The 22,133-nt window shown below is 53.0% G+C and carries 18 protein-coding genes; 3 read left to right on the plus strand and 15 right to left on the minus strand.

Going from position 1 to position 22,133, the window contains the following annotated elements; all coding sequences use genetic code 11:
- Positions 1–21: 21 nt before the first annotated feature.
- The 13 genes from BN8_RS24360 to BN8_RS24420 all read right to left on the minus strand — a co-directional run bounded on the left by BN8_RS24360 (position 22) and on the right by BN8_RS24420 (position 12,667).
- Complete coding sequence (locus tag BN8_RS24360; RefSeq protein ID WP_040006495.1) at positions 22–849, minus strand: mechanosensitive ion channel family protein; 828 nt, start codon at positions 847–849, stop codon at positions 22–24.
- A 13-nt stretch (positions 850–862) separates the two neighbouring features.
- Positions 863–1,057 carry a hypothetical protein gene (locus BN8_RS24365; protein ID WP_040006496.1) on the minus strand — a complete coding sequence of 65 codons (195 nt, stop codon included), beginning with the start codon at positions 1,055–1,057 and terminating at the stop codon, positions 863–865.
- Positions 1,058–1,069: 12 nt separating this feature from the next.
- Complete coding sequence (locus BN8_RS24370; protein ID WP_009284612.1) at positions 1,070–1,675, minus strand: RNA polymerase sigma factor; 606 nt, start codon at positions 1,673–1,675, stop codon at positions 1,070–1,072.
- A gap of 178 nt (positions 1,676–1,853) precedes the next feature.
- On the minus strand, positions 1,854–2,405 hold the full coding sequence (locus BN8_RS24375) for an RNA polymerase sigma factor (RefSeq protein ID WP_009284613.1): 552 nt from the start codon (positions 2,403–2,405) through the stop codon (positions 1,854–1,856).
- Positions 2,406–2,540: 135 nt separating this feature from the next.
- Positions 2,541–3,374 (minus strand): translation elongation factor Ts, encoded by an 834-nt coding sequence (gene tsf, locus BN8_RS24380; protein WP_009284614.1) that lies wholly within the window; start codon positions 3,372–3,374, stop codon positions 2,541–2,543.
- Positions 3,375–3,563: 189 nt separating this feature from the next.
- The gene (gene rpsB / locus BN8_RS24385) at positions 3,564–4,409 is read right to left on the minus strand and encodes a 30S ribosomal protein S2 (RefSeq protein WP_040006497.1); all 846 of its coding nucleotides are present in this window, start codon (positions 4,407–4,409) and stop codon (positions 3,564–3,566) included.
- A gap of 183 nt (positions 4,410–4,592) precedes the next feature.
- Entirely contained in the window at positions 4,593–4,979 is a 387-nt protein-coding gene (gene rpsI, locus BN8_RS24390; RefSeq protein WP_009284616.1) for a 30S ribosomal protein S9, read from the minus strand.
- A 19-nt stretch (positions 4,980–4,998) separates the two neighbouring features.
- Complete coding sequence (gene rplM / locus BN8_RS24395; RefSeq protein ID WP_009284617.1) at positions 4,999–5,442, minus strand: 50S ribosomal protein L13; 444 nt, start codon at positions 5,440–5,442, stop codon at positions 4,999–5,001.
- Positions 5,443–5,645: 203 nt separating this feature from the next.
- Positions 5,646–6,854, minus strand: coding sequence for a phospho-N-acetylmuramoyl-pentapeptide-transferase (gene mraY, locus BN8_RS24400; RefSeq protein ID WP_009284618.1), 1,209 nt, complete (start codon positions 6,852–6,854; stop codon positions 5,646–5,648).
- A 100-nt stretch (positions 6,855–6,954) separates the two neighbouring features.
- Positions 6,955–8,439, minus strand: coding sequence for a UDP-N-acetylmuramoyl-L-alanyl-D-glutamate--2,6-diaminopimelate ligase (locus BN8_RS24405; RefSeq protein ID WP_009284619.1), 1,485 nt, complete (start codon positions 8,437–8,439; stop codon positions 6,955–6,957).
- Between the two features lie 46 nt (positions 8,440–8,485).
- Positions 8,486–10,591, minus strand: coding sequence for a PASTA domain-containing penicillin-binding protein (locus tag BN8_RS24410; protein ID WP_009284620.1), 2,106 nt, complete (start codon positions 10,589–10,591; stop codon positions 8,486–8,488).
- On the minus strand, positions 10,581–10,982 hold the full coding sequence (locus BN8_RS24415; protein ID WP_009284621.1) for an FtsL-like putative cell division protein: 402 nt from the start codon (positions 10,980–10,982) through the stop codon (positions 10,581–10,583). Before BN8_RS24415 ends, BN8_RS24410 begins: the two co-directional genes overlap by 11 nt.
- A gap of 206 nt (positions 10,983–11,188) precedes the next feature.
- A complete protein-coding gene (locus BN8_RS24420) occupies positions 11,189–12,667 on the minus strand; it encodes a M20/M25/M40 family metallo-hydrolase (protein WP_040006498.1) in 1,479 nt (492 codons plus the stop codon).
- 234 nt (positions 12,668–12,901) lie between these two features.
- Here BN8_RS24420 and BN8_RS24425 point away from each other — a divergent pair, with 234 nt between their 5' ends.
- The 3 genes from BN8_RS24425 to BN8_RS24435 all read left to right on the plus strand — a co-directional run bounded on the left by BN8_RS24425 (position 12,902) and on the right by BN8_RS24435 (position 19,238).
- Positions 12,902–15,034 carry a S9 family peptidase gene (locus BN8_RS24425; RefSeq protein ID WP_040006499.1) on the plus strand — a complete coding sequence of 711 codons (2,133 nt, stop codon included), beginning with the start codon at positions 12,902–12,904 and terminating at the stop codon, positions 15,032–15,034.
- A 226-nt stretch (positions 15,035–15,260) separates the two neighbouring features.
- Positions 15,261–15,857, plus strand: coding sequence for a Crp/Fnr family transcriptional regulator (locus tag BN8_RS24430; RefSeq protein ID WP_009284624.1), 597 nt, complete (start codon positions 15,261–15,263; stop codon positions 15,855–15,857).
- Positions 15,858–15,998: 141 nt separating this feature from the next.
- Positions 15,999–19,238: a TonB-dependent receptor gene (locus tag BN8_RS24435; RefSeq protein WP_009284625.1), complete on the plus strand. Its 3,240-nt coding sequence runs from the start codon at positions 15,999–16,001 to the stop codon at positions 19,236–19,238.
- Between the two features lie 11 nt (positions 19,239–19,249).
- Here the strand turns inward: BN8_RS24435 and BN8_RS24440 are convergent, their stop codons facing one another.
- On the minus strand, positions 19,250–20,623 hold the full coding sequence (locus tag BN8_RS24440; protein WP_009284626.1) for a glycosyltransferase family 87 protein: 1,374 nt from the start codon (positions 20,621–20,623) through the stop codon (positions 19,250–19,252).
- Positions 20,624–20,631: 8 nt separating this feature from the next.
- Positions 20,632–22,125 (minus strand): cellulose synthase family protein, encoded by a 1,494-nt coding sequence (locus BN8_RS24445; RefSeq protein ID WP_009284627.1) that lies wholly within the window; start codon positions 22,123–22,125, stop codon positions 20,632–20,634.
- Positions 22,126–22,133: the final 8 nt, after the last annotated feature.

Raw genomic sequence — 22,133 nt, forward strand, 5'->3', positions numbered from 1 at the left:
TAACGTACTGATAAATACCGTTTAATCAAATACCTCTACTTTTTTCATCTGTAAAGCCTGAAGCGGAATAATGGTGGTAGTCTCGCCTGTCCGAAGAGTCATTGACGTACTATCAATCTTTATGATCTGCCCTTTTACTTCGTCGATCTGAATGGTCTGCCCTTCTTTGAAGCGGTTTTTCGAATAAAATGATGAAAGAATATTAGCCATCACGTCGCGTGAAGCCAGACCGTAACCGGCGGCAAATGCAAAGATGATACCGCCAATAATCAGGTTAAAACTTGACTCCAGCAGTTCGGTGTTCAACCCGGCCTGCCCAAGGGCGTTGATGAGCGTAATGATCAGGAAGAAGAAAAACACGAGCGTTCCCAGCATTCGTCCACCGCTGATGTTGAAGGAGTTGCAGAGACCGATTACAAACTTTTTTAAGCCTTCTGAAATGAACAGCCCCACAACCAGCATCAGCCCGGCCACAATTAGTTTTGGAATCAGGTTTGTAATGCCCAGCACCAGATCAGTCAGTGCTGCTACGGCCAGCATCTCGGCGGCTGCCGTAGCGAAGATCAACACGATAAAAAAGTACAACACCTGCGCCAGCGCACGACTGACTTTAATGTCGGTGTTCATGCGCCGGACAAGATCGATGTCGTTCAATTGCTCCCCTATCTTATCGATGCCTATTTTTCGTAACACCGTTTGCACCAGATTACGAACCAGTCGGGCAATAAGCAACCCCAGCAACAGGATCACGATGGCGCTGATCAGCCGGGGAATGAAATTGACTAACTGATTGATCAGGCCAACGGCAATATTGGATAGAATTTCCTGCAGATTGGGTATGTTGTTCATGATTGAGGGGACATCACTGGGGTTGGTTTTCGTTCGGTAGGAGTTCGCACACGAAAACGGTAAAGGCCGCAAAAATGTCGTAGGCATACACCTCTACGACCTGAAGAGAATTTCGGATCATGTCAATCTCCGAAATCACTTCCTGCTTCAGGTAAGGCGGACAGGATGCATCCGGCTCCAATGCTTTAAAGGGATTTGTATTTTCCATGGGGTTAGCAACTCAACGAAAAGGCCATTTAACGGATAATACGGCCTTCAAGGCCAGCAGCAACCAGAATACGGCCCCTTCCAGGTAGTACTTGCGCAACTTATCCCGCGTCCGTTTGAGCCGCATCTTAATGGCGCTCTCGGTCGTTTGATGCATGTCGGCGATGTCACGAATACTGAAATCGTCCTGGTACTTCATCATCAGTATACTCTGCTCCTCGGGTGTCAGTTGATTCATGGCCCGTTGCAGTTGCTGTACCTGCATTTCAGCAAGCTCGGTCGTATCCTCGTCGTCGCTTACGTCGACCAGTTCCCACCCCTCATCCATATACACTTCATGGCGATGTTGGGATGACCTAACCTGATCCACGCAGTAGTTGTACGTGATAGAATACAGCCAGGTCGAAAACTTTGCCTGCCTCTGGTAGCTGCCGAGTTTGATAACCAGGCGGAGAAAAATATCATGCGCCATATCCTCGGCGCGCATGGGGTCTTTGGTAAATGACAGACACTTACGATACACCTTGTCGCAGTAGCGCTCATACAACGCTTCAAAATAAGCGTTCCGCTGCGTTTCGATGTACAGGCTGACTAGCTCTTCGTCGGCAATCCCTTTCATTCAGTACAAGTGATTGAGATTAAGACAGGAAATCAACGGAAAGTAACGGATTCGCTCAATCAGCCCTAAAAGAAATCTCTTACTGAAAGAAAAGCCCGGCACAAAGCCAGGCTTCTGCTACTCTATACGGTGGTATAATCAGTCGCTTCAAGGCGCGTACCTGTTATCTACGTGGCATTTAGCGCTCAATTTCCATAAAGTATCGTCTCAATTTGTCCCGAGAGCGCTTGAGTCGCATCTTCACAGCACTTTCCGTAAGCGACTGCTTGTTGGCAATTTCGCGAATGCTGATGTCTTCCTGATACTTCAGCAGAAGCAATGTCTGCTCCTCGGGGGCCAGCCGTTTCAGCGCCTGCCTTACCTGTTGATCCTGTATCTCCAACTGATCGGCCGTAGTATCGTCAGGATTACTTGATAAGTGTTCCCAACCCTCATCCAGCAACACTTCGTGGCGCCAGTTCGGAACCCGGATGTGATCGGCGCAGTGATTGTACGTAATGGTATATAACCAGGTGGAGAACCGAGCCTGTTGCCGGAAGCTGCTCAATTTACTGATAAGCCTTAGGAAAATATCGTGGGTTAAATCTTCGGCTCTGACTGGATCTTTTATAAACGACAGGCACTTGCGGTAAACTTTACCACTGTATCGCTCATATAAACGTTCAAAATAAGCGTCACGGTGCGTTTCAAGATATAGACTAACTAACTCTTCGTCGGTGAAGTGCTTCATTCCAAACGTATATAACAACCGTTATATGAAGGTTTGTCATATAAACGAACCGGTTTTTCGTTTGGATTTCTCCAAACACAAAAATGCCCGGCCAAACAGCCGGGCATTCATTGAATGGTACTAAATTCTATGGGATTAACCGATTGCAACCCGTTTGAAAGCGGAAACCGTCAGGCCTTTGCTGGTTTTATCGAGAAGCTGAGCGATCGTCAGTGAATTATCTTTCACAAACTCCTGGTTCAGCAGTGTGTTCTCTTTGTAGAACTTGTTCAGCTTACCCATGGCAATCTTCTCAAGCATAGCCTCCGGCTTACCCTCCTGACGAGCCTGCTCTTTACCAATCTCAATTTCACGCTCGATAACGGATGCGTCAACACCGTCTTTGTCCAGCGCGATCGGCTTCATAGCGGCAATCTGCATGGCAACATCGCGGCCTACTTCCGTTACGTCAGTGCCGTTCGTGTTATCCAGGCCAACCAGTACGCCCAGTTTACCGTTTGAGTGAATGTATGATACCACCTTATCGGCAGAGACGTTCTCGTACGAAACCACGTCAATTTTTTCACCGATTTTACCCATCAGGTCAGTGATGTGTTCCTGCAACGTCCGGCCATCAGCCTGGGGAGTCGACAACAGCGTTTCTTTGCTTTCGGCATCGGTCGTTACGGCGGTGCTCATCACAGCCATCGCCAGGTTCTGGAAGTCGGCAACTTTAGACACAGGCTCCGTTTCACAAGCCAGTGCAATGATTTTACCATTCGTTCCTTCCGTATTGACGTGCGCCAGCACGACACCCTCAGCGGTGGTGTTGTCGGCCCGCTTGTCAGCGATCTTCTGGCCTTGCTTGCGCAGAATCTCTTTTGCTTTTTCGAAATCGCCGTCGGCTTCGGTCAGGGCTTTTTTGCAGTCCATCATGCCCGCTCCGGTCTCTTGCCGAAGCTTGTTGACATCAGCAGCAGTAATTGCCATAAAAAGGGTGGTTGTAAGTTAAATTCGCCAAAAAATATTTGGTACTTAATGAAATGTCTGTTGAAATGGAATAGCCCATAGCGGCTGGCTACGGGCTATTTCGGTGCTTTAGTTTTCAGTTTTCTGTTCACAGGGCGTCACGGTTATGACCCGGTATAACCACCGCAAACCAAAAACTGTAAACCGGTTTTACTCGTCGCGGTCTTCTTCAGCAATGGCAGCGGGCGAAGACGTAGCTTCGGCACCTTCTTCCAGTTTGCTTTCGTCCTCAGCCCGGGCTTGTACCAGGTCTTCGGCCCGCTTAGCCTCTTCCTCCTCCTGCAAACGCTGATCGTCTTTGTCCTGCTTACGCTCCAGCAGACCTTCTTCGATGGCCTTACCGATAGCGAGCGTAATCAGCGAAATCGACTTGTAAGCGTCGTCATTAGCCGGAATGGCAAAATCAACCTCATCAGGATTCGAGTTCGTATCGCACATAGCAAACACCGGAATACCCAGGCGCTTGGCTTCTGACACGGCGATATGTTCCCGTTTTACGTCTACTACAAACAGGGCGGCCGGCAGGCGAGTCAGGTCAGATATACCACCCAGCACACGCTCTAATTTTTCTTTTTCCCGCGACAGCGTCAACCGCTCACGCTTAGCCAGGTTGCTGGCCGTGCTTTCGTCCTTCAGCATTTTATCCAGCGTCTGCATTTTCTTCAGCGACTTCCGGATTGTAGCGAAGTTAGTCAGCATACCACCCAACCAGCGGTCGGTAACGAACGGCATTTTCAGGCGACGTGCTTCTTCTGAAACAATTTCCTGAGCCTGCTTTTTGGTCGCAACGAACATTACCTTCCGACCCGAGCGCACAATGCCTTTGATGGCGTTTTGGGCTTCTTCGAGAGCGGCCTGGGTCTTGTTCAGGTCAATAATGTGGATGCCGTTCTTCTCCATGAAGATGTACGGAGCCATCCGGGGATCCCACTTGCGCGTAAGGTGGCCAAAGTGCACACCAGCGTCCAAGAGGTCTTTATATTCGATCTGTGCCATTTCTGGTTTTGAAATTTTAATAAAAGTTGGTTGGGCAATCAGACACATTACCCGTGTGTGTTCTACGCAGCACTACGCATCGGCATCATCTAAGCGTAGTCTGGACGATTGGTACGGGGCTGGAGCATGGGGCAAAGGGTGATCAAAACAACCCCAGGCCCTAAGCGCTTTGCCCTTCGCCAATTAACGTTTCGAGAACTGGAACCGACGACGTGCTTTCCGGCGACCGTATTTCTTACGCTCTACCATGCGGGAGTCACGCGTCAGGAAGCCTTCCTTCTTCAGTGCCGGACGGAACTCAGCGTTCATCTCTACCAGCGCACGGGCAATGGCCATGCGCGTTGCTTCGGCCTGACCAGCTACACCACCGCCCCGAACGTTGACTTTCACGTCGTAAGCACCGGCACCGTTAACCGTCGCGAACGGTTGGTTCAGAATGATTTGCAGCACTTCGGTGGGGAAATATTGCTTGTAATCTTTCCCGTTCACCTGAATGGCACCGCTGCCGGCCGACAGATACACGCGGCTGATGGCAGTTTTACGGCGACCAATGGTATTAACTCGTTCCATGTGTTAGTTCGCGCCTGACTTAGAATTTGATTTCTTTCGGTTGCTGAGCAGCATGTGGGTGCTCGCTGCCTACATATACGTGCAGGTTGGTAAACAACCGCCGACCCAACCGGTTTTTGGGCAGCATACCCCGTACGGCATGCTCCAGCACGCGCTCCGGGCGCTTTTCCAGCAACAACCGGGGGGTTGCAAAACGTTGACCGCCGGGATAGCCCGTGTGGCGGACGTAAATCTTGTCGGTCATCTTCGAGCCGGTCAGGCGCACCTTTTCGGCATTGATGACAATTACGTTGTCTCCGCAATCGACGTGCGGGGTGAAGTTGGTTTTGTGTTTGCCGCGAATCAGACGAGCAATCTGGCTGGCCAGCCGACCCAGCACCTGCCCCTGAGCGTCAACCACAACCCAATCCTTCTGCACGGTCTCGCTATTGGCAGAGATGGTTTTGTAACTGAGCGTATTCACTGTTATGTAGTACTAATTGGTTGATTTCAAATGATTTGCTTACGCAAAAAAACTCCCGTCCGAAAACGGGAGTGCAAATATACGGTGTAAAAATCTGAAAGACAAGCGAGTGCTTGGTTTTGATACGGGTCAAGGGCTTCATGTACAGGGTTAGGGCATCCTTGTTTCACGCTAAACCTGAGGCCCTGAACGGACAACCTTACCTAACGGAGCTTCAACGTAGCGAGTGTAAGTACGGCCAGAATAATACCGACAATCCAGAACCGGGTCACGATTTTAGCCTCATGATAGCCTTTCTTCTGAAAGTGGTGGTGTAAGGGTGCCATCAGGAAGATCCGACGGCCCTCACCGTATTTTTTCTTGGTGTACTTAAAGTAGCTGACCTGGATAATTACGGAAATATTTTCGGCGAGGAAAATACCGCACATGGATGGGATCAGCAGTTCTTTTCGGATAGCGAGGGCCAGCACGGCTATCACCCCTCCGAGCATCAGACTGCCCGTATCACCCATGAATACCTGCGCCGGATACGAGTTGTACCACAAAAACCCGACGCAGGCCCCCACAAAGGCGGCACAGAAAATTACCAGTTCCCCCGCATTAGGAATGTACATGATGTTGAGGTACTGCGAAAACACTTTGTTCCCCGACAGATAGGCCAGCACGGCAATGGTCAGCGCAATGATAATCGACGTTCCGGCTGCGAGGCCGTCGATACCGTCCGTAATGTTAGCCCCGTTCGACACCGCCGTAATGATGAAAATGCAAACCAATACGTATACAATCCAGGTATAACTGTCGGGCAGCAACCCAAACAGGAGCGAACTGTAATCAAACTCATTGTTTTTAACAAAAGGAACTGTAGTAAGGGTGGACTTAATGTCGGTGTATACGTCGGGGACATTGGACGTGCTCAGTAACCTTGGCGCATACACCCGAATCTTGACGTAGTCATTGAAGTACAGCGTCAGGCCGACGATCATCCCCAGCCCAATCTGACCGACTACCTTAAATTTCCCCTGAAGCCCTTCCTTATTTTTCTTAAATACTTTGATGTAGTCGTCCAGGAAGCCAATCATGCCCGTCCAGACTGTCGATACCAGGGCCAGCACAACGTAGACGTTGGACAGTTTGGCAAACAGCAGCGCCGGAATCAGGAGGGCCGCCAGAATAATGAAGCCGCCCATGGTTGGCGTACCGCGCTTCTGCATCTGCCCCTCCAGCCCCAGATCGCGGATGGATTCGCCGATCTGTAGCTGGCGGAGTTTGTCGATGATCCGTCGGCCAAACACCGCTCCAATAATCAGCGACGTAGCAACGGCTCCAAGGGCCCGGAACGAAATGAACTGAAATACCCCGGCACCGGGAAAATTGTAACGCTCGTCGAGAAACTGGAAAAGGTAATAGAGCATGTTTCAATTAGCGAATGAGTAAATGAGTGAATAAGCGAATAGTGAGCGGTTTTACACATTCACTCATTCGCTAATTCACTCATTCAGCAATTGGGCAAAGTTACTGATTTCCGGCATTGGCAAAAGCTTCTCGCAATACCTCTCGATCATCAAAATCATATTTTACGCCTTTGATCTCCTGGTAGGTTTCATGGCCCTTTCCGGCCACCAGGATAATGTCGTGCGGCTGGGCCAGCAGAACTGCCTGCAAAATAGCATCGCGCCGATCTTCAATTGTCAGGGTTTTCTTAAAATCAACGGGGGGAATTCCGGCCTGCATCTGTTCCAGAATGGCCATGGGGTCTTCGTTGCGGGGGTTATCGGACGTCAGGATAACCCGGTCGCTCAGTTTGCAGGCAATTTCGGCCATGATCGGGCGCTTGGCCGCATCGCGATTACCTCCGCAGCCTACTACGGTTATGACTTGTGGGCGGTGTCCAGCTTCGTCGCCATGCCGTATTCCATCAATGGTTTCCAGTACGTTCTGCAAAGCATCGGGGGTGTGGGCGTAATCAACAATCCCTACAATGTTGCTGTCGGATATAACCTGCTCGAAGCGGCCCGGTGGGGGGGTTAGTCCGGAGAGCTGGGTCAGTACTTCCTCTGCCTCCTCGCCCAACAGAACAGCGGCACCGTAAACAGCCAGGAGATTATAGGCGTTAAACCGACCAATAAGCTTAAACCAGACTTCGCGGTCATCGATCTGCATGTTCAGCCCGAACAGACTATCGGCCAGAACTTTTCCTTTATACGTAGCCAGCGTCTGGAGCGAGTAGCTTTCCTTCCGGGCAACCGTATTCTGTAACATAACCAGCCCGCGTTTATCATCGACGTTGGTCAACGCAAAAGCGGTTAAGGGAAGCTGATCGAAAAAGCCCTTCTTGGCTTTGATGTAATTATCAAACGTACCGTGAAAGTCGAGGTGATCGTGCGTAATATTTGTAAAAATGCCACCGGCGAATATTAGTCCGGCGATACGCTCCTGCACCACCGCATGTGAACTGACTTCCATGAACACATGGGTACATCCCGCTTCGAGCATTCGGATCAACAGCTCGTTGATAGTCACCACATCCGGCGTCGTGTGCGTAGTTGGAATAACCTGATCGTCAATCTGGTTCTGCACCGTCGACAACAGTCCGCACCGGTAGCCCAGCCCACGAAAGAGCCGGAAGAGGAGCGTTGCGACGGAGGTTTTACCGTTCGTACCCGTCACGCCCACGAGCTTGAGCTTTTGCGATGGCTGTTCATAGAAGCTGGCAGCAATCAGGCCCAGCGCCCGGGCTGAGTTCTGCACCTGAATGTAAGCGACCTGATCAACCGTAGTGGCCGGCAACTCTTCGCACAGAATGGCCGAGGCTCCCTGCTGAATAGCCGTATCAATGAAGGTATGCCCATCCGTGACGGAGCCGCGGATAGCCACGAACAGACTGCCGGGGCCGGCCCGACGCGAGTCCATTGTCAGGTTGGTAATCTGGGCATCCATGCTACCGGACGTTGCCAGCAGCGAAACTTTATACAGGAGGTCTTTGAGTGATTTCGGCATCAATCAATGTATGACGGGTTGGCCGGCAAAGTTAGCAGCCTCTCCGTTAATTCAACGTCAGCGTAATCGGCGTGTTGGCTACCAGTTGCGCACCCGGCTCCAGCGATTGGTTCTTCACTTTACCCTGCCCCTCCACGGCAACGCGCAGGCCCCGGTTTTCGAGCAGGAACAACGCATCCCGTAGTGTCAGGCCGCGCACATCCGGTACGCGGTCGGTCCGGGTTGGCCGGGATTTCCAGCGGCCGGCTGGCGTAGCTTCTACCCACCCCTCGGTCGACGGCTCACTTTTCAGATTTAAGACCGCACTGATCGTATGCAGATCGTCGGAGTAGCCGGCCAGTAAACCGTCGGATGACGAAGGCTGCTGACTGCCCGGGCGAATGGGGGCGTGCATCCGAACGTCGTAGGCCACAATCCGGTCGGCTACCTCCCGGAACACAGGCGCGGCTACGGCTCCGGCGTAGAGCAAATCGATGTTGTCGCCCTGGGGCGAATCCACCACCGTGATACAACTGTATTTTGGTCGGTCGGCGGGGAAATACCCGATAAACGACGTATAATATTTACCCACCTGATAGCGTCCGTTGATAATCTTCTGGGCCGTACCGGTCTTACCCGCAATGGTGTAGTACGGATTATCAATATGCCGGGCGGTTCCTTTCTTTACAACACCCCGTAGCAATTCCCTCGCCTTGCGGGCCGTTTCGCGGGAGCAGATCGGCTCAGGCACTACATAGGGCTTGAATTCCTCAACGACTTCTTCTGCTTTCTTGATCTGCTTGACAATCATCGGGCGGACCCACTTGCCGTCGTTCGCTACGGCGTTGTAGAAGGTCAGCATCTGCAACGGGGTGATCTGCATTTCGTAGCCGTATGACATTGACGTCAGCGACACTTTACTCCATCCTTTCATGTCGGGATTCCGCACCACCGGGGTAGCCTCGCCTTTCATGTGAATACCCGTGGGTTGGGTGAGCCGGAACCGACGCAGGTACTGGCAGTATAGATCCGGGCGTTTGTAAAAATAGCTTCGCATCAACAGATGCGTCCCTACGTTCGATGACTTTTCGAATACCTGCCGGGCCGTAATCGTACCGGCTCCGCCCCGCTTGGCATCGTGTATACCCAGGCCATTGTAGGTCATCGACCCGCCACCGGTAGCTACCATCTGATCCAGCGAAATGGCTTTTTCTTCCATTAATGCCATCATCGTAGCGAGCTTGAAAGTAGAGCCGGGATCAGTTCGGCCCGCCAGCGCATGGTTGAAGTTTTCGACGTACTGATCTTTTTTACGGGTCAGGTTGGCCATCGCCTTGATTTCGCCGGTAGCCACTTCCATCACAATGACGCACCCTTTGGCGGCATTATACTTCTCCAGGGCCGAACGTAAGGCGGTTTCGGCCATGTCCTGAAAGTTGACGTCGATGGTCGTATACAGATCCATGCCCGACTCCGGCTTCATGTCCGGGCCATCGTTGACTGGCTTGCGGATACCCCCCGCCAGAACTTCAACCAGGCCCACCGCGTTTTTACCGGCCAGTCGCTGCTGGAAACTGGCCTCCAGGCCAATTAGTCCACGACCCGTTTTCGCATCCAGGTCACCAATGGTACGCTTGGCCATGTTGCCAAACGGATGATACCGTTCGTAGTGTGGACGTAATACCCCTCCCCGAGCAGCCACTTTCACCGAAGACCGGAAGAACGGCCACTTGATCATCATCTGCCGCTCCTGGAACGTAACCCGCCGACGGTTCAGCAACACGTACCGGCGCTTTCGGGCGCGGGCATCCCGTACCATATCAGCGTAGTCCTGCGCGGAACGGTCGCGGAAGATGCGCGAGAGCAGTATGCCCAGGGAGTCTACTTTTTTGGTAAAATAATCTGGTTTGGCAACAGTTGGGTCCAGGCCGACTACGTAGGTAGGCAGCGACGTAGCCAGCAGACTACCGTCGCTGGCGTAAATGTTACCCCGCATGGCCCGGATCGTATCCCGCTGAATGACGGCAGCCGCCACCCGGTCGCGCCAGAACTTACCCTTGAACGTCTGAAAATATTGTACGTACACCAACCGGCCGATCACGCAGGCCGCCAGCACGATCACGATGTAGGTGACGTGGCTCGCCCGCTGTAAGATGTCCTGCTTAATGTTCATTTAGATTGACGACGATTTTGTGTGGAGGAGTTAAACTATCGGTCAGGCCGAGTCCGGAAACTCGTTTACTAAGCTCGGATTGTTTGCCGCTTTTCATGAAATCGGCCTCCAGTGTGGTAGCCTGCGCCCGGAGTTCATCTACCTGGGTTTTGCTCCGCTGAATCCGGCGGACAAGTCGCTCGGCATTGTGGTTCAGCCCAATATAAATGATCAGCAGCAGGGTAACCCAGAGAATTCGGTCAATGTGCCGGATAGGCCAGGCGTTATCTTCGCCAAAAAGGCGATCCAGGCCAATGACGTCATTGATCCAGAGCGTCAGGCGGTTTTTGCGCTTCTGTTTTTTTTGTCTGGCAACGATGCGTTCGGGTTGCCGAAAGGTATTCTGAGCCATGAGGAACCAATGTGAACGTAGTCCGTCCGCTTGCACAAAGAAACGAAAAGCTCTGTACGGAATCTAGTCAGGCGATAAGAGATATAATGCCCGTTTGGTAAAATGAGACCACTGATTACGCTAAACAGACAGCGAGTCGGCTCAGAACTGACTCTTCATTAAGCTTTGCTGGCCGCACCCGAGCTTTATGGCCGGGCGCTGCCAGTTTACTCCTTCCACCGCCACTCGTTGGCAATCTGGAGGGGTGTCCGTAGTCCCTGCGCTACGAGGTAATCGCGGGTTTTGGAATCGTTCAGCCGGCGGGTCGGAATATCGTCGGCGTCGGCGAGGGCGTAGAGTAACATGGATGTATAGCGAACCGTATTTTTCAACTGCTCTTCATTGACGAGGTTGATCCGGTCGCAGTTGGCGTGGTAGCAGTCCAGCACCTCTTTCGACAGGTGCCCACTCATCCCGACAACGGGAACGCCTTCGAGCATAAACGGCTGATGATCGCTGTGCAAACCGGCCTGATTCATCATCTGATTGGCAAACGCCGGTTCAGCCCGCTTTATGGCCTCACCCACTTCGTTCAGAAACGGTAGCATATCATTCCGACCGAATGCATTCAACCCGGTGGGGTCGTTTGTCATGTCGAGGTTCATCATACACCGAACGTTGTCGAGCTGGCCGCTTTGTTTCAGCGCCTGCACCATGCTTTTTGAGCCCAGCAGCCCCTGTTCTTCGCCCATAAACAGGACAAATTCGATAGTCCGTTTGGGTTTGAGTTTCAGCGCACGGAATGTACGGGCGATGTCCATAACCGCAAATGACCCTATGCCATTATCGATGGCCCCGGTCGCCAGGTCCCACGAATCGAGGTGGCCGCCGATAATGATTTTCTCGTCGGGGTATTTGGCACCGGGCAACGTAGCGACTACGTTACGAGCGCGGATTTTACGGCTCTTGTTGCTCATGTCGATCATGGCGTGCAGCGGGCTTCGTTCCTCCTGCATCCACTGCCGTAGCTGCTGTCCGCTTTCCAGCGAAATGCAGACCGACGGAATGGGGATCAGCTTACCCGTAACGGAGGCCGTTCCGGTAAGCAGGACGTTACCCGGCACCAGATTCACCATGATTACGCCTTTTGCACCGTGCTGAATAGCCAGGGCCGTTTTCTCGGAGCGGTGCAGATTGCGGGCACCCTGAGCCGGAGCCGCTATGCCGATATTGACCAGCGCGACCTTTCCTTTCAGTTTGTGTTTAACGGCCGCAAAATCGCCTTCCAGCCCGTTGCCGACATCCACAATCTCACCCTGTACGTGCGCTTCGACCGGCGAATGCGCCAGCGCCACGACCGGCACCTCCCGGAAATTGTCGCTTTTGCTGGGCACGATGGACAAGGTCACCGTATCGCGCATCCAGGCTTCTACCTCAAACGGCTCATACCGTAGTTCTTTGAAACCGTACGACTTAAGCAAATCGTACGCATATGCTTCAGCCCGGGTACCATTGGGACTACCGGTCAGCCGATGACCAACCGATTTAGACGCATCAGCCAGGGTTTCGTAGGCCCGGCTCCGCTGCATCACTTCATTGTTGATACGGGAAAACGCTTTCTCGAGGGAGGGCTTCTGAAGGCTGAAGGCCATGAGTGTACCGGCAGTGCCAGCACAAATCAGAACAAACCGCACCGCATGAACCATGCCCGCCGGCCGCCCGGCAGACAAGACCGGCTGACGGGCAGACCGGCAATATGCGTAAAACTTTCGGTGCATATAACGGGAATAAATTCTGGGCTAAATATAGAGAAAAGGCTGTTCATTTCAGGCCCGTCCGATTAGACACCAAAAATGGAGTAAGCGTTCGGCTGAATCGTAACTAAATTTGCGTAATGGTTTGTAAGTTCGCCCATGCTCCCGGCTTCAAACCAACCAATCATGAAAAAAACCGGTTTATTTCTCATCAGCACGCTCACGCTGCATAGCATGACACACGCCCAGTTGCCAACGGCACCTAAAGCCGCCATAAAGCCGAAAGAACTTACGATTCACGGTCAGACACGTATCGACAACTATTATTACCTCAACCAACGCGAAAATCCGGAGGTGATTAGCTACCTCAAAGCCGAAAACGAGTACCTCGAACAGGTACTGGCTCCCGTCAAGAGCCTACGCGAAAAATTGTTTGAGGAGATGAAAGGCCGGATCAAGCAGCAGGATGAATCGGTGCCCTATAAAGAAGGAACCTATTACTATTATACAAAGTACGTAACAGGTGGCGAATACCCCATCTATTGCCGCAAGAAAGGCTCGCTGACGGGTTCGGAAGAGGTTATGTTCGACGGAAATACACTGGCTAAAGGTCACCCGTATTACAACCTCGGCGGCTACGAAATCTCGGACAATGAAGAACTGGCCATTTTTGCCGAGGATACCGTCAGCCGTCGTTTATACACGTTGCGGGTCAAAAACTTGAAAACCGGACAGATTTATCCCGAGGCCATTCCGAATACCGAAGCCGGCAGCTTTGCCTGGGCCGCCGACAATAAAACACTGTTCTACATCCGGAAAGACCCCCAGACGCTGCTCGGCTACCAGGTGTATCGGCACGTACTCGGCACCGATCCCAAGCAGGATGTGCTGGTGTACGAAGAAGCTGACAACCAGTTCTACCTCGGGCTATACCGGATGAAGTCCAAGAAATACGTCGCCATTGCATCCGACCACAACGGAGTGGCTACTGAATACCGGCTTCTTGATGCCAAAACCCCGACCGGCCAGTTCACGGTGTTTCTGCCCCGCGAGAAAGGGCATGAGTACGACATCGTTCACTTTGCCAACAAGTTCTATGTCCGCACGAACTGGAAAGCCGAAAACTTTCGGCTGATGGAAGTGACCGAAGGCAAAACTACCGACCGCGCGGCCTGGAAAGAGATCATCCCCCACCGCCCCGATGTGATGCTGGCCAACATGGACGTATTTGTGAATCACCTCGTGCTCGGCGAACGCAAAGCGGGGTTGACCAACATCCGGGTTATCAACCAGAAGACCAAAGCCGACGAGTACCTCGACTTCGGTGAACCGGCCTACGTAGCGGGCATCGGCTATAACCCCGATTTTAACACCAACGTACTGCGTTTTGGCTACTCGTCGCTGACGACGCCTTCGTCTACGTTCGATTATAACATGGACACCAAACAGAAAACCTTGCTGAAACAGCAGGAAGTGCTGGGTGGTTTCGACAAGAATAACTACGTATCGGAACGGGTGTATGCCACAGCCCGCGATGGGGTGAAGGTGCCGATTTCACTGGTATACCGCAAAGGCACCAGAAAAGACGGATCAGCGCCGTTGCTGCAATACTCGTATGGCTCATACGGCTACTCGACCGATCCGGGTTTTAGCTCGACGCGGCTAAGCCTGCTCGACCGGGGCTTCATCTACGCCATTGCGCACATCCGGGGTGGCCAGGAGATGGGTCGGCGCTGGTACGAAGACGGTAAAATGCTGAAGAAGAAGAACACCTTCAACGATTTCGTCGACTGCTCGGAGTTTCTTGTCAAGAATAAATATACCTCCTCCGACAAGCTGTTTGCGATGGGTGGCAGCGCAGGCGGTCTCCTCATGGGTGCGGTTATCAACCAGGCTCCACAGTTGTACCGGGGCGTTGTGGCCGCTGTTCCGTTTGTGGACGTAGTGACGACCATGCTCGACGAAACCATCCCGCTGACGACCGGCGAATTTGAAGAGTGGGGAAATCCCAAAGAGAAGAAATATTACGACTACATGCTGTCGTACTCGCCTTATGACAACGTAGAGAAGAAAGCGTATCCGAACCTGCTGGTGACCACCGGCCTACACGATTCGCAGGTGCAGTACTGGGAACCCGCCAAATGGGTCGCTAAGCTCCGTACGATGAAGACCAACACCAATCCCGGCCAGGAAACGCAGTTGCTGCTGCACACGAATATGGAAGCCGGTCACGGGGGAGCATCCGGCCGCTTCCAGGCGCTGAAGGAAGTAGCGCTGGAGTATGCCTTCATGCTCAATCTGGTGGGCGTGCAACAGTAAAATAAACGCTATCGAGTCGTAAAGCCCTCGTCAGGTTAAAGTAGGACTTTAACCTGACGAGGGCTTTACCGCTTCATGTAGGACTACTGCTGCTCGCAAGCGCATATTATCTTCTTGTTAACTCACTAATTCCTGAGATTACTATCCGTAATTTTAATGTCGAATCTACGTCAGGTGCCTTCGCCTGTTTTGCGGGCTTACCGTACTCACGTTAACAGCTTGTTCCATGCGTGCGCCATCCTTGTACGATTATCTGTTGCCCAGCTCCGGGCATACTCACGTACGGATCGATAAGTATGAAAAGGGAGCGTATATCTACCAACCCGGCGATGAACTCCCCCAAATCTTTCTGATCAATAAGGGAGCCGTAAAAATTGGCAGCTACTCCAACGATGGCGAACGGGTCATCTACGACGTACTCCAACCTGGCGAAATCTTTGGTAATCTGGATTACCTCAACGAAGGGGGTATCGAATTCTTTGAGTTCGCCCGTGCTGTTACGAGTATAACTGTCATGGCGATCGACCGGGATTACTTTAAACGCATCATCGTTCATGATCCCGTGGCCTCCGAGTGGTTCAACGTAGCTGTTGTCAGGCGATGGTGGAAGGCCGAAACCCGGCTGTTGCACATGACCCGGGGCGACATTGAGGCCCGGCTCAGTGTACTGCGCAAAGAATACGACAAACCCATTCTCGATAACGCCGGGTACCGCCATAACCTCTTCAACCTGATGTCGCATCAGGACCTGGCCGATCTGACCGGAACAACCCGGCAAACAATCTCCAAGAAGCTGAAAACTAACCTGGAGCCCAGTCTTTAGTCCCGTAAAAAGAAGCGTATGTTAAGACCGCTTCCGGAAAATGAAATTTGTGTGAATTATTAAAAGCACGTTAAATTTTAACATCTCCCTGTCCATACGCAACTGGATTTTTGTGGGTCTTTACCAACCTAAAATCGTGCTATGGATCGGTGCTTTACTGATTTTTTCAAGTTAATTTTTTGTCTAAGCTGTCTGGTACTGCTCACAACACCAGATACGTTTGGACAGGCAACAGATGCCACCATTACGGGCGTCGTCAAAGGTACCAACGGCGATGCGCTACCGGGGGCAACCATCACGGCCCGCAACGAATCGACCGGCTTCCAGACCGGTACGGTATCCAACATCGAAGGGCGTTTCACCATGCGGCAGGTACCCCTGGGCGGCCCCTACACCATCACGGTTACGTACGTTGGCTTTGCCAACCAGACCCGCACCGGCTACCGGCTTAATCAGGGCGACCGACTGGAGGTTAATTTCAACCTGAGCGAAAACGCGAGCCAGCTTCAGGAGATCAAAATTACGGAGAATGCGCTGAAAAGCCGGACCGACCGGCTGGGTGCAGCAACAGCCATCACGGCTAACAACATCGCCAAACTGCCGGTCATTAACCGGGACTTCAACAGCCTGTTGACCTTGTCCCCCCTGAGCAATAGCGGGATCAGCCTGGGTGGTCAGTTACCTTCATCAACGAACTTCCTCGTCGATGGTGCCAGCGCCCGTAATAACCTGACCAGCGGTGACCTTGGCAGCGGCCCCTACACGATCTCGCTGGAAGCTATCCGCGAGTTTGAAGTATCGACCAACGACTACGACGTGACGAAAGGTCGGCAGGGGGGCGGTACGGTCAGCGTCGTAACGAAGTCGGGCACCAATACCTTCACGGGTTCCGTATTCGGTTTCCACAACGCCGATTGGCTGGCCAGTCCGCGCGACATCCGGGGCAACATCCGGACGGTGGATTTCAGCCGGACTCAATACGGATTCAGCCTCGGTGGTCCGATCATTAAGGACAAACTGCACTTCTTTGCCGCGCTCGACCGCCAAAATGAGTCGTCGCCCTTCTACATTGCCGACATCCGTACAGACGCCGATGCCAACGCGCTACGTATCAGCAGAGGTGCCCTCGACAGCCTGATCACCATTGGCCGCGAGAAGTACGGCCTGAGCAGTGCCAAGCAGGTGGGCGAGTTCAACCGGAAGACGGTCGCCAACACGTTTTTCACCCGTTTCGACTGGCAGATCAACAACAAACACACGCTGACGCTCCGGAATAATTTCAGCAACTGGAACAACCCGAACAGCGTCGACGACAACTCCAACATCAACCTGTTTGAGGTGTATAGCAGCTTCAGCTCACTGGAAAACAGTACGCTCATGTCGCTGCGGTCAACGTTCAAGCCGACGCTCATCAACGAGTTAAAAGTTCAGTACCAGTACTCAACCCGAAACTACGAGCCGAATGAACTGCTGCCATCAGCCAATATTCCGCGAGCGATTGTAACGGTACGGTCAACGCTGCCGAACGGTACGCTGGGGAATACACAGGTTCAGCTGGGTGGTCAGCGATTCACGCCGGAGCGCAACATGGAACGGCAGATTCAACTGGCGAACACCACGTACCTGACCAAAGGCCGTTACAACTTTGCGTTCGGTACCGACAACACGCTGACGTACCTGGATACGTACATCTCCAACGAGCAGAACGGCCGCTTCATCTTCAACAGCCTGCAGGAGTTCAACAACCTGAATCCGTCGCGCTACGCCCGTGAGGTTCCGCTCCGTGGTATTCCATCGGTGCAGCAATACGTCCTGAACGCGTCGCTGTTCGGTCAGGTGCAGTTCAATCCGCTGCCGAACGTAACGGCGCAGGCGGGTCTGCGCTGGGACTTGACCAGTTACCTGACCAAGGCTGATTACAACCCGGTTGTTGACCGTGAGCTGGGCCTGCGGACGGATGTGAACCCGACGGACTGGAACAATATCCAGCCACGTCTGCAATTGACCTGGGACGTGCAGGGTAAAGGCCGCGACATCATCCGGATTGGTGGTGGTGCATTCTCCGCCTACGTCATCAACTACGCCCAGGTGAACAACATCCAGAACAGCGGTACGAAGGTTGCGGCCATTGATGTGACCCGCCCGTCGAACGCCAGCCAGCCGAATCTGGTACCCCGTCCGGATTTTGTGTCGTACCGGAACAATCCGGCCACGGCCCCGGGCGTACCGGCCGGTGCTCCGACCGTATCGACCATCAACCTGAACGACCCGAATTTCCAGGTGCCGACCATCTACAAAGCCAACGTGTCGTACAACCACTTCTTCAGCGACAACTTTCGGGTAGGTGCCAACCTGCTGTATACCAATACGGTCAACAACTACGTCTACCTCGACCGCAACCTGGTCGACCAGCCGTTTTTTACGCTGACGAACGAAGCCAACCGGGGCGTATTTGTACCGGCTAACACCATTGCTACCAATAGCGGTCAAACCAACAACGTACTGGGTCGGAAAACGCAGGCGGTAGGTCGTACGCTCATGCTCACCAACGGCGCAAAACTCCGGACATTGACATTCGTGCTCGACGGCGAACTGCGCCTGCCACGTAACGGGGTGGTTGCCTTCAGCTATACCTGGAACGACGCCCGCGACAACACCTCATACAACGGTAACGTAGCCAACACCTCGACGTTCCGGCCCATCAAAAGCGACCCGCGCGATCTGAGCGAGATCAACTATTCCGACAACCAGTTCCGCCACAAGGTGGTCCTCTACGGTACTACGCCGTCGGTACGTGGTTTTGCCCTCAGCGTGCGTTTCTCGGGCCTTGGCGGAACCCGCTACTCGCTGACGACCGATGGCGACATCAACGGCGACTTCGTGGGCGGACCAGGTACGGACAACGACCTCGCCTACATCTTCGACCCGAACAATTCGGCTACACCCGAACCCATCCGGGCTTCCATGCAGCGGGTACTGAACAACCCCGAAAACCGGGCAGCCGACTACATCCGGAACAACCTGGGTACTATTGCCGACCGGAACGGCGGTGAGAATCCTTTCTCGGGCACGTTCGACGTCCGCCTGATTAAAACCATTCCGACGTTCCGCAAGCAGGCCCTTGAGCTGACGATCGATGTGTTCAACTTCGGCAACCTGCTTGGCCAGGCACTCGACGGCGTTACGTTCCGTGGGGAACAAAGCCGCTCGTCGAAAAACTGGGGCGGAAATTACAACCTCGGCAACCAGACGCTGCTGATCCCGACGGGATTCAACGCCACTACCCGCCAATACGTGTACCGGGTTAACGAGAACGTGGGCATTACGCAGAAGAATGGCACACCCTACACCGTTCAGTTAGGGGCTCGCTACGCATTCTAAACGCAGAGTCCTTACAAGTGCAAGCCATCGGTGGGAACACCGGTGGCTTTTTCGTTTGGTTCCACAAGCCGCGGTACCCGAATTTCAAGAATGGCTACTAACAGGACGACACCGTATTCTACGGCCGTCAGCCAGAGGTTTTCCTGATAAGGGGTGGTCTGATACGTAGCGTACGAGAGTGGAATCAGCGCCGACCAGACCAGCGGATACCGGAAGCGGGTAAACACCGCAGCCGCCACGAGCGTAGTCGCGTACCAGGGGTGCACCGTTGTCGCAAAGCCGAAATAGATGGACAGTATACCCAGGATTTGAATTGCGGGCGAAACGTTTCGCCAGCGGAAGGTGATCCACAAAATGCTCAGCGTCGTAACGACCGATAACCAGAAGCCAACGAATTCGATGGTGTTATACCCTCTGACCCAGTAGCCAATTGCCCGCAGGACGTAATAGACACTAGCGTTAAACTCAAACTTCTGGAAGTACAGATTGATACTGGAAAAGATATGTCGAACCAGTTCAATGCTGGCAAACGGTAGAAACAGGGCGATAGTGCAGAGCCCAGCCACAACGCCGTACAGTATGCCCCGACGCCAGCCCAGCACCCGAATCGCCAATGGTATAAACAGCATCGGCACCAGCTTCGTCGCAATGGCCAGCGATAAGGCAATCGCTGAGGCAACCATTCTGCCCGACAGGAGCCACCAGACGGCCAGCAGGCAGAAGAAAATAACGACCGCTTCGTAATGTACATTTCCCGAGAGTTCGATAATGACCAGGGGGTTCAACCCATAGAGCAGAGCCAGATTTGGATTCAGATCAAGCCGCCGGAGCAACGTTGTCATTAGCCATAGCGAGCCGATTTCACTGAGTATAATCGGCATACGAAGTCCGACCACCGTACCCAGCAAGCTAGTTGGGGCCAGGTAGGCGGCCAGGCCAAACATAGCCTGGTTCAGGGGTGGATATATCGTGAAGTAATCGGGTGAGTTAAGCTGCTGAAACAGGGATTTATTCAAACCAGCCTCCAGGGCTATTGGACTATTCAGCAACTGGCGAGGCAGATAAAGGTATGGATTGTAGCCGTTGGCCAGCAGGCGACCATCCCAGATGAACCGGTACACATCGTCCGACAGGCAGGGGATGGCAAACAGCAGCAGTAGCCGGAACAGGACCGCCAGCGTAAACAAAAATTCGTCTGGTTTTTGCCTGCGCGCGCCCGTAAACCGGTACGGCATAACAAGGAAGCCGTACCCGAAAAAAAGGGCCAGCATGAGCATAAACAGCAGACCAAAATTCTGCCGAGGCACTGTATACGCCAGCATGCAGTAGGCAGCCGCTGACGCAATCGCTACCAGCCAGTTAACAGAAAAACGAGTTTGTATCATGCACCCACTTATCCCAACGACGGACTGCCCGGACGGCGCCCCGCGTGGATGAGCGAATATACGAACACCATGCCGAACCCAACCATGAGCATGATGTGCAGGAAGAACATTCGAAAGTCCTGAACGTAGAAAGCCAGCGCCAGTCCACCCAGGAAATAGAGCGTCAGTAGCCCTTCTACTACGGTCAGCCAACTGATTTGCCGACTAACGTACTTGTTGGCAGCCCAGCTATCCCGGGCCGATTTGACATTAAATTTTGGGGTACGGACAAACGGAGTTCTGCGGCCAATGTACCCCTCGACAACGGCGATGGTGTTGTGCAGCGACAGGCCCATCATCAACGACGAGTACATGGGGAAGTACCAGCCGAGCTTGGCTTTATTTTCGTGGCTCAGCAGCCAGAAGGGGATACCGTAGAATGAAATCAGAATCAACAGGTTAACCTGAAACATATTGATTACGAAGAATACCCACTCCCACTCTGGATGGCGGCTGCGAATGTAGATTAGTGGCACACTCATGATACCCAGCACCAATACCAGAATGAACGTAGCGCTGCTGAACAGATGGACGGCAGCATGTAGCTTCATAGGCAGCGATACGCCCGGCGTTTTCAGCACCTTTACGAACAGCTTGCGGGCACACTCAGCCGCGCCCTTCATCCAGCGGTACTGCTGCGATTTCAGCGCGTTCATTGCTACGGGCAACTCGGCCGGGGAGCCGATGTCCTCGCGGTAAACGAACTTCCAACCCCGCAGTTGAGCCCGGTAGCTCAAGTCAAGGTCTTCGGTCAATGTGTCGCTTTGCCAGCCACCGGCGTCATAGATCGCTTCCTTGCGCCAGACACCGCCCGTTCCGTTGAAATTAGCCAGGAAGCCGGCTGCATAGCGCCCACTCTGTTCGATGGTAAAATGTGCATTGAGACCAAACGCCTGGAGTTGCGTCATCAGGGAGAAATCCTCGTTCAGGTGCTCCCAGCGAGTCTGCACGATGGCTACTTTCGGATCGGCAAAATGAGGAACGGTTTTTAGCAGAAAATTGGGGTCCGGCACAAAGTCCGCGTCGAAAATGCTGACAAATTCGCCTTTGGCAAACTCCAGCCCATAAGCCAGAGCACCCGCTTTGAATCCTTTGCGCTCCGGTCGGCGGACATGCTCAATGTCAAATCCTGCTTGCTTGTACTCATTGACCTTTGCCGCAATGATCTCTACCGTCTCGTCGGTTGAATCGTCCAGTACCTGAATCTGAAGTTTGTCTTTCGGGTAACGCAGCTTAACAACCGAATCGATCAGACGTTCCACTACGTAAAGCTCGTTGTAAACGGGTAGTTGCAGCGTTACTACGGGTAGCGCGTTCCAGTCGATCGCATCAGATGCCAGCACGGCAGCCTTCCGTTTTCGTTCGCTACGTAGGTAGATAATAATCAGGCTCAGTTGGCCGCAGTTGTATAGGAACAGCAGCAACAGGGCCAGGCCGTACAGGACTAAGACGATGATTTCCATAGTTGACA

The organism is Fibrisoma limi BUZ 3, from assembly GCF_000296815.2.
In the GTDB taxonomy this organism is placed as follows: domain Bacteria; phylum Bacteroidota; class Bacteroidia; order Cytophagales; family Spirosomataceae; genus Fibrisoma; species Fibrisoma limi.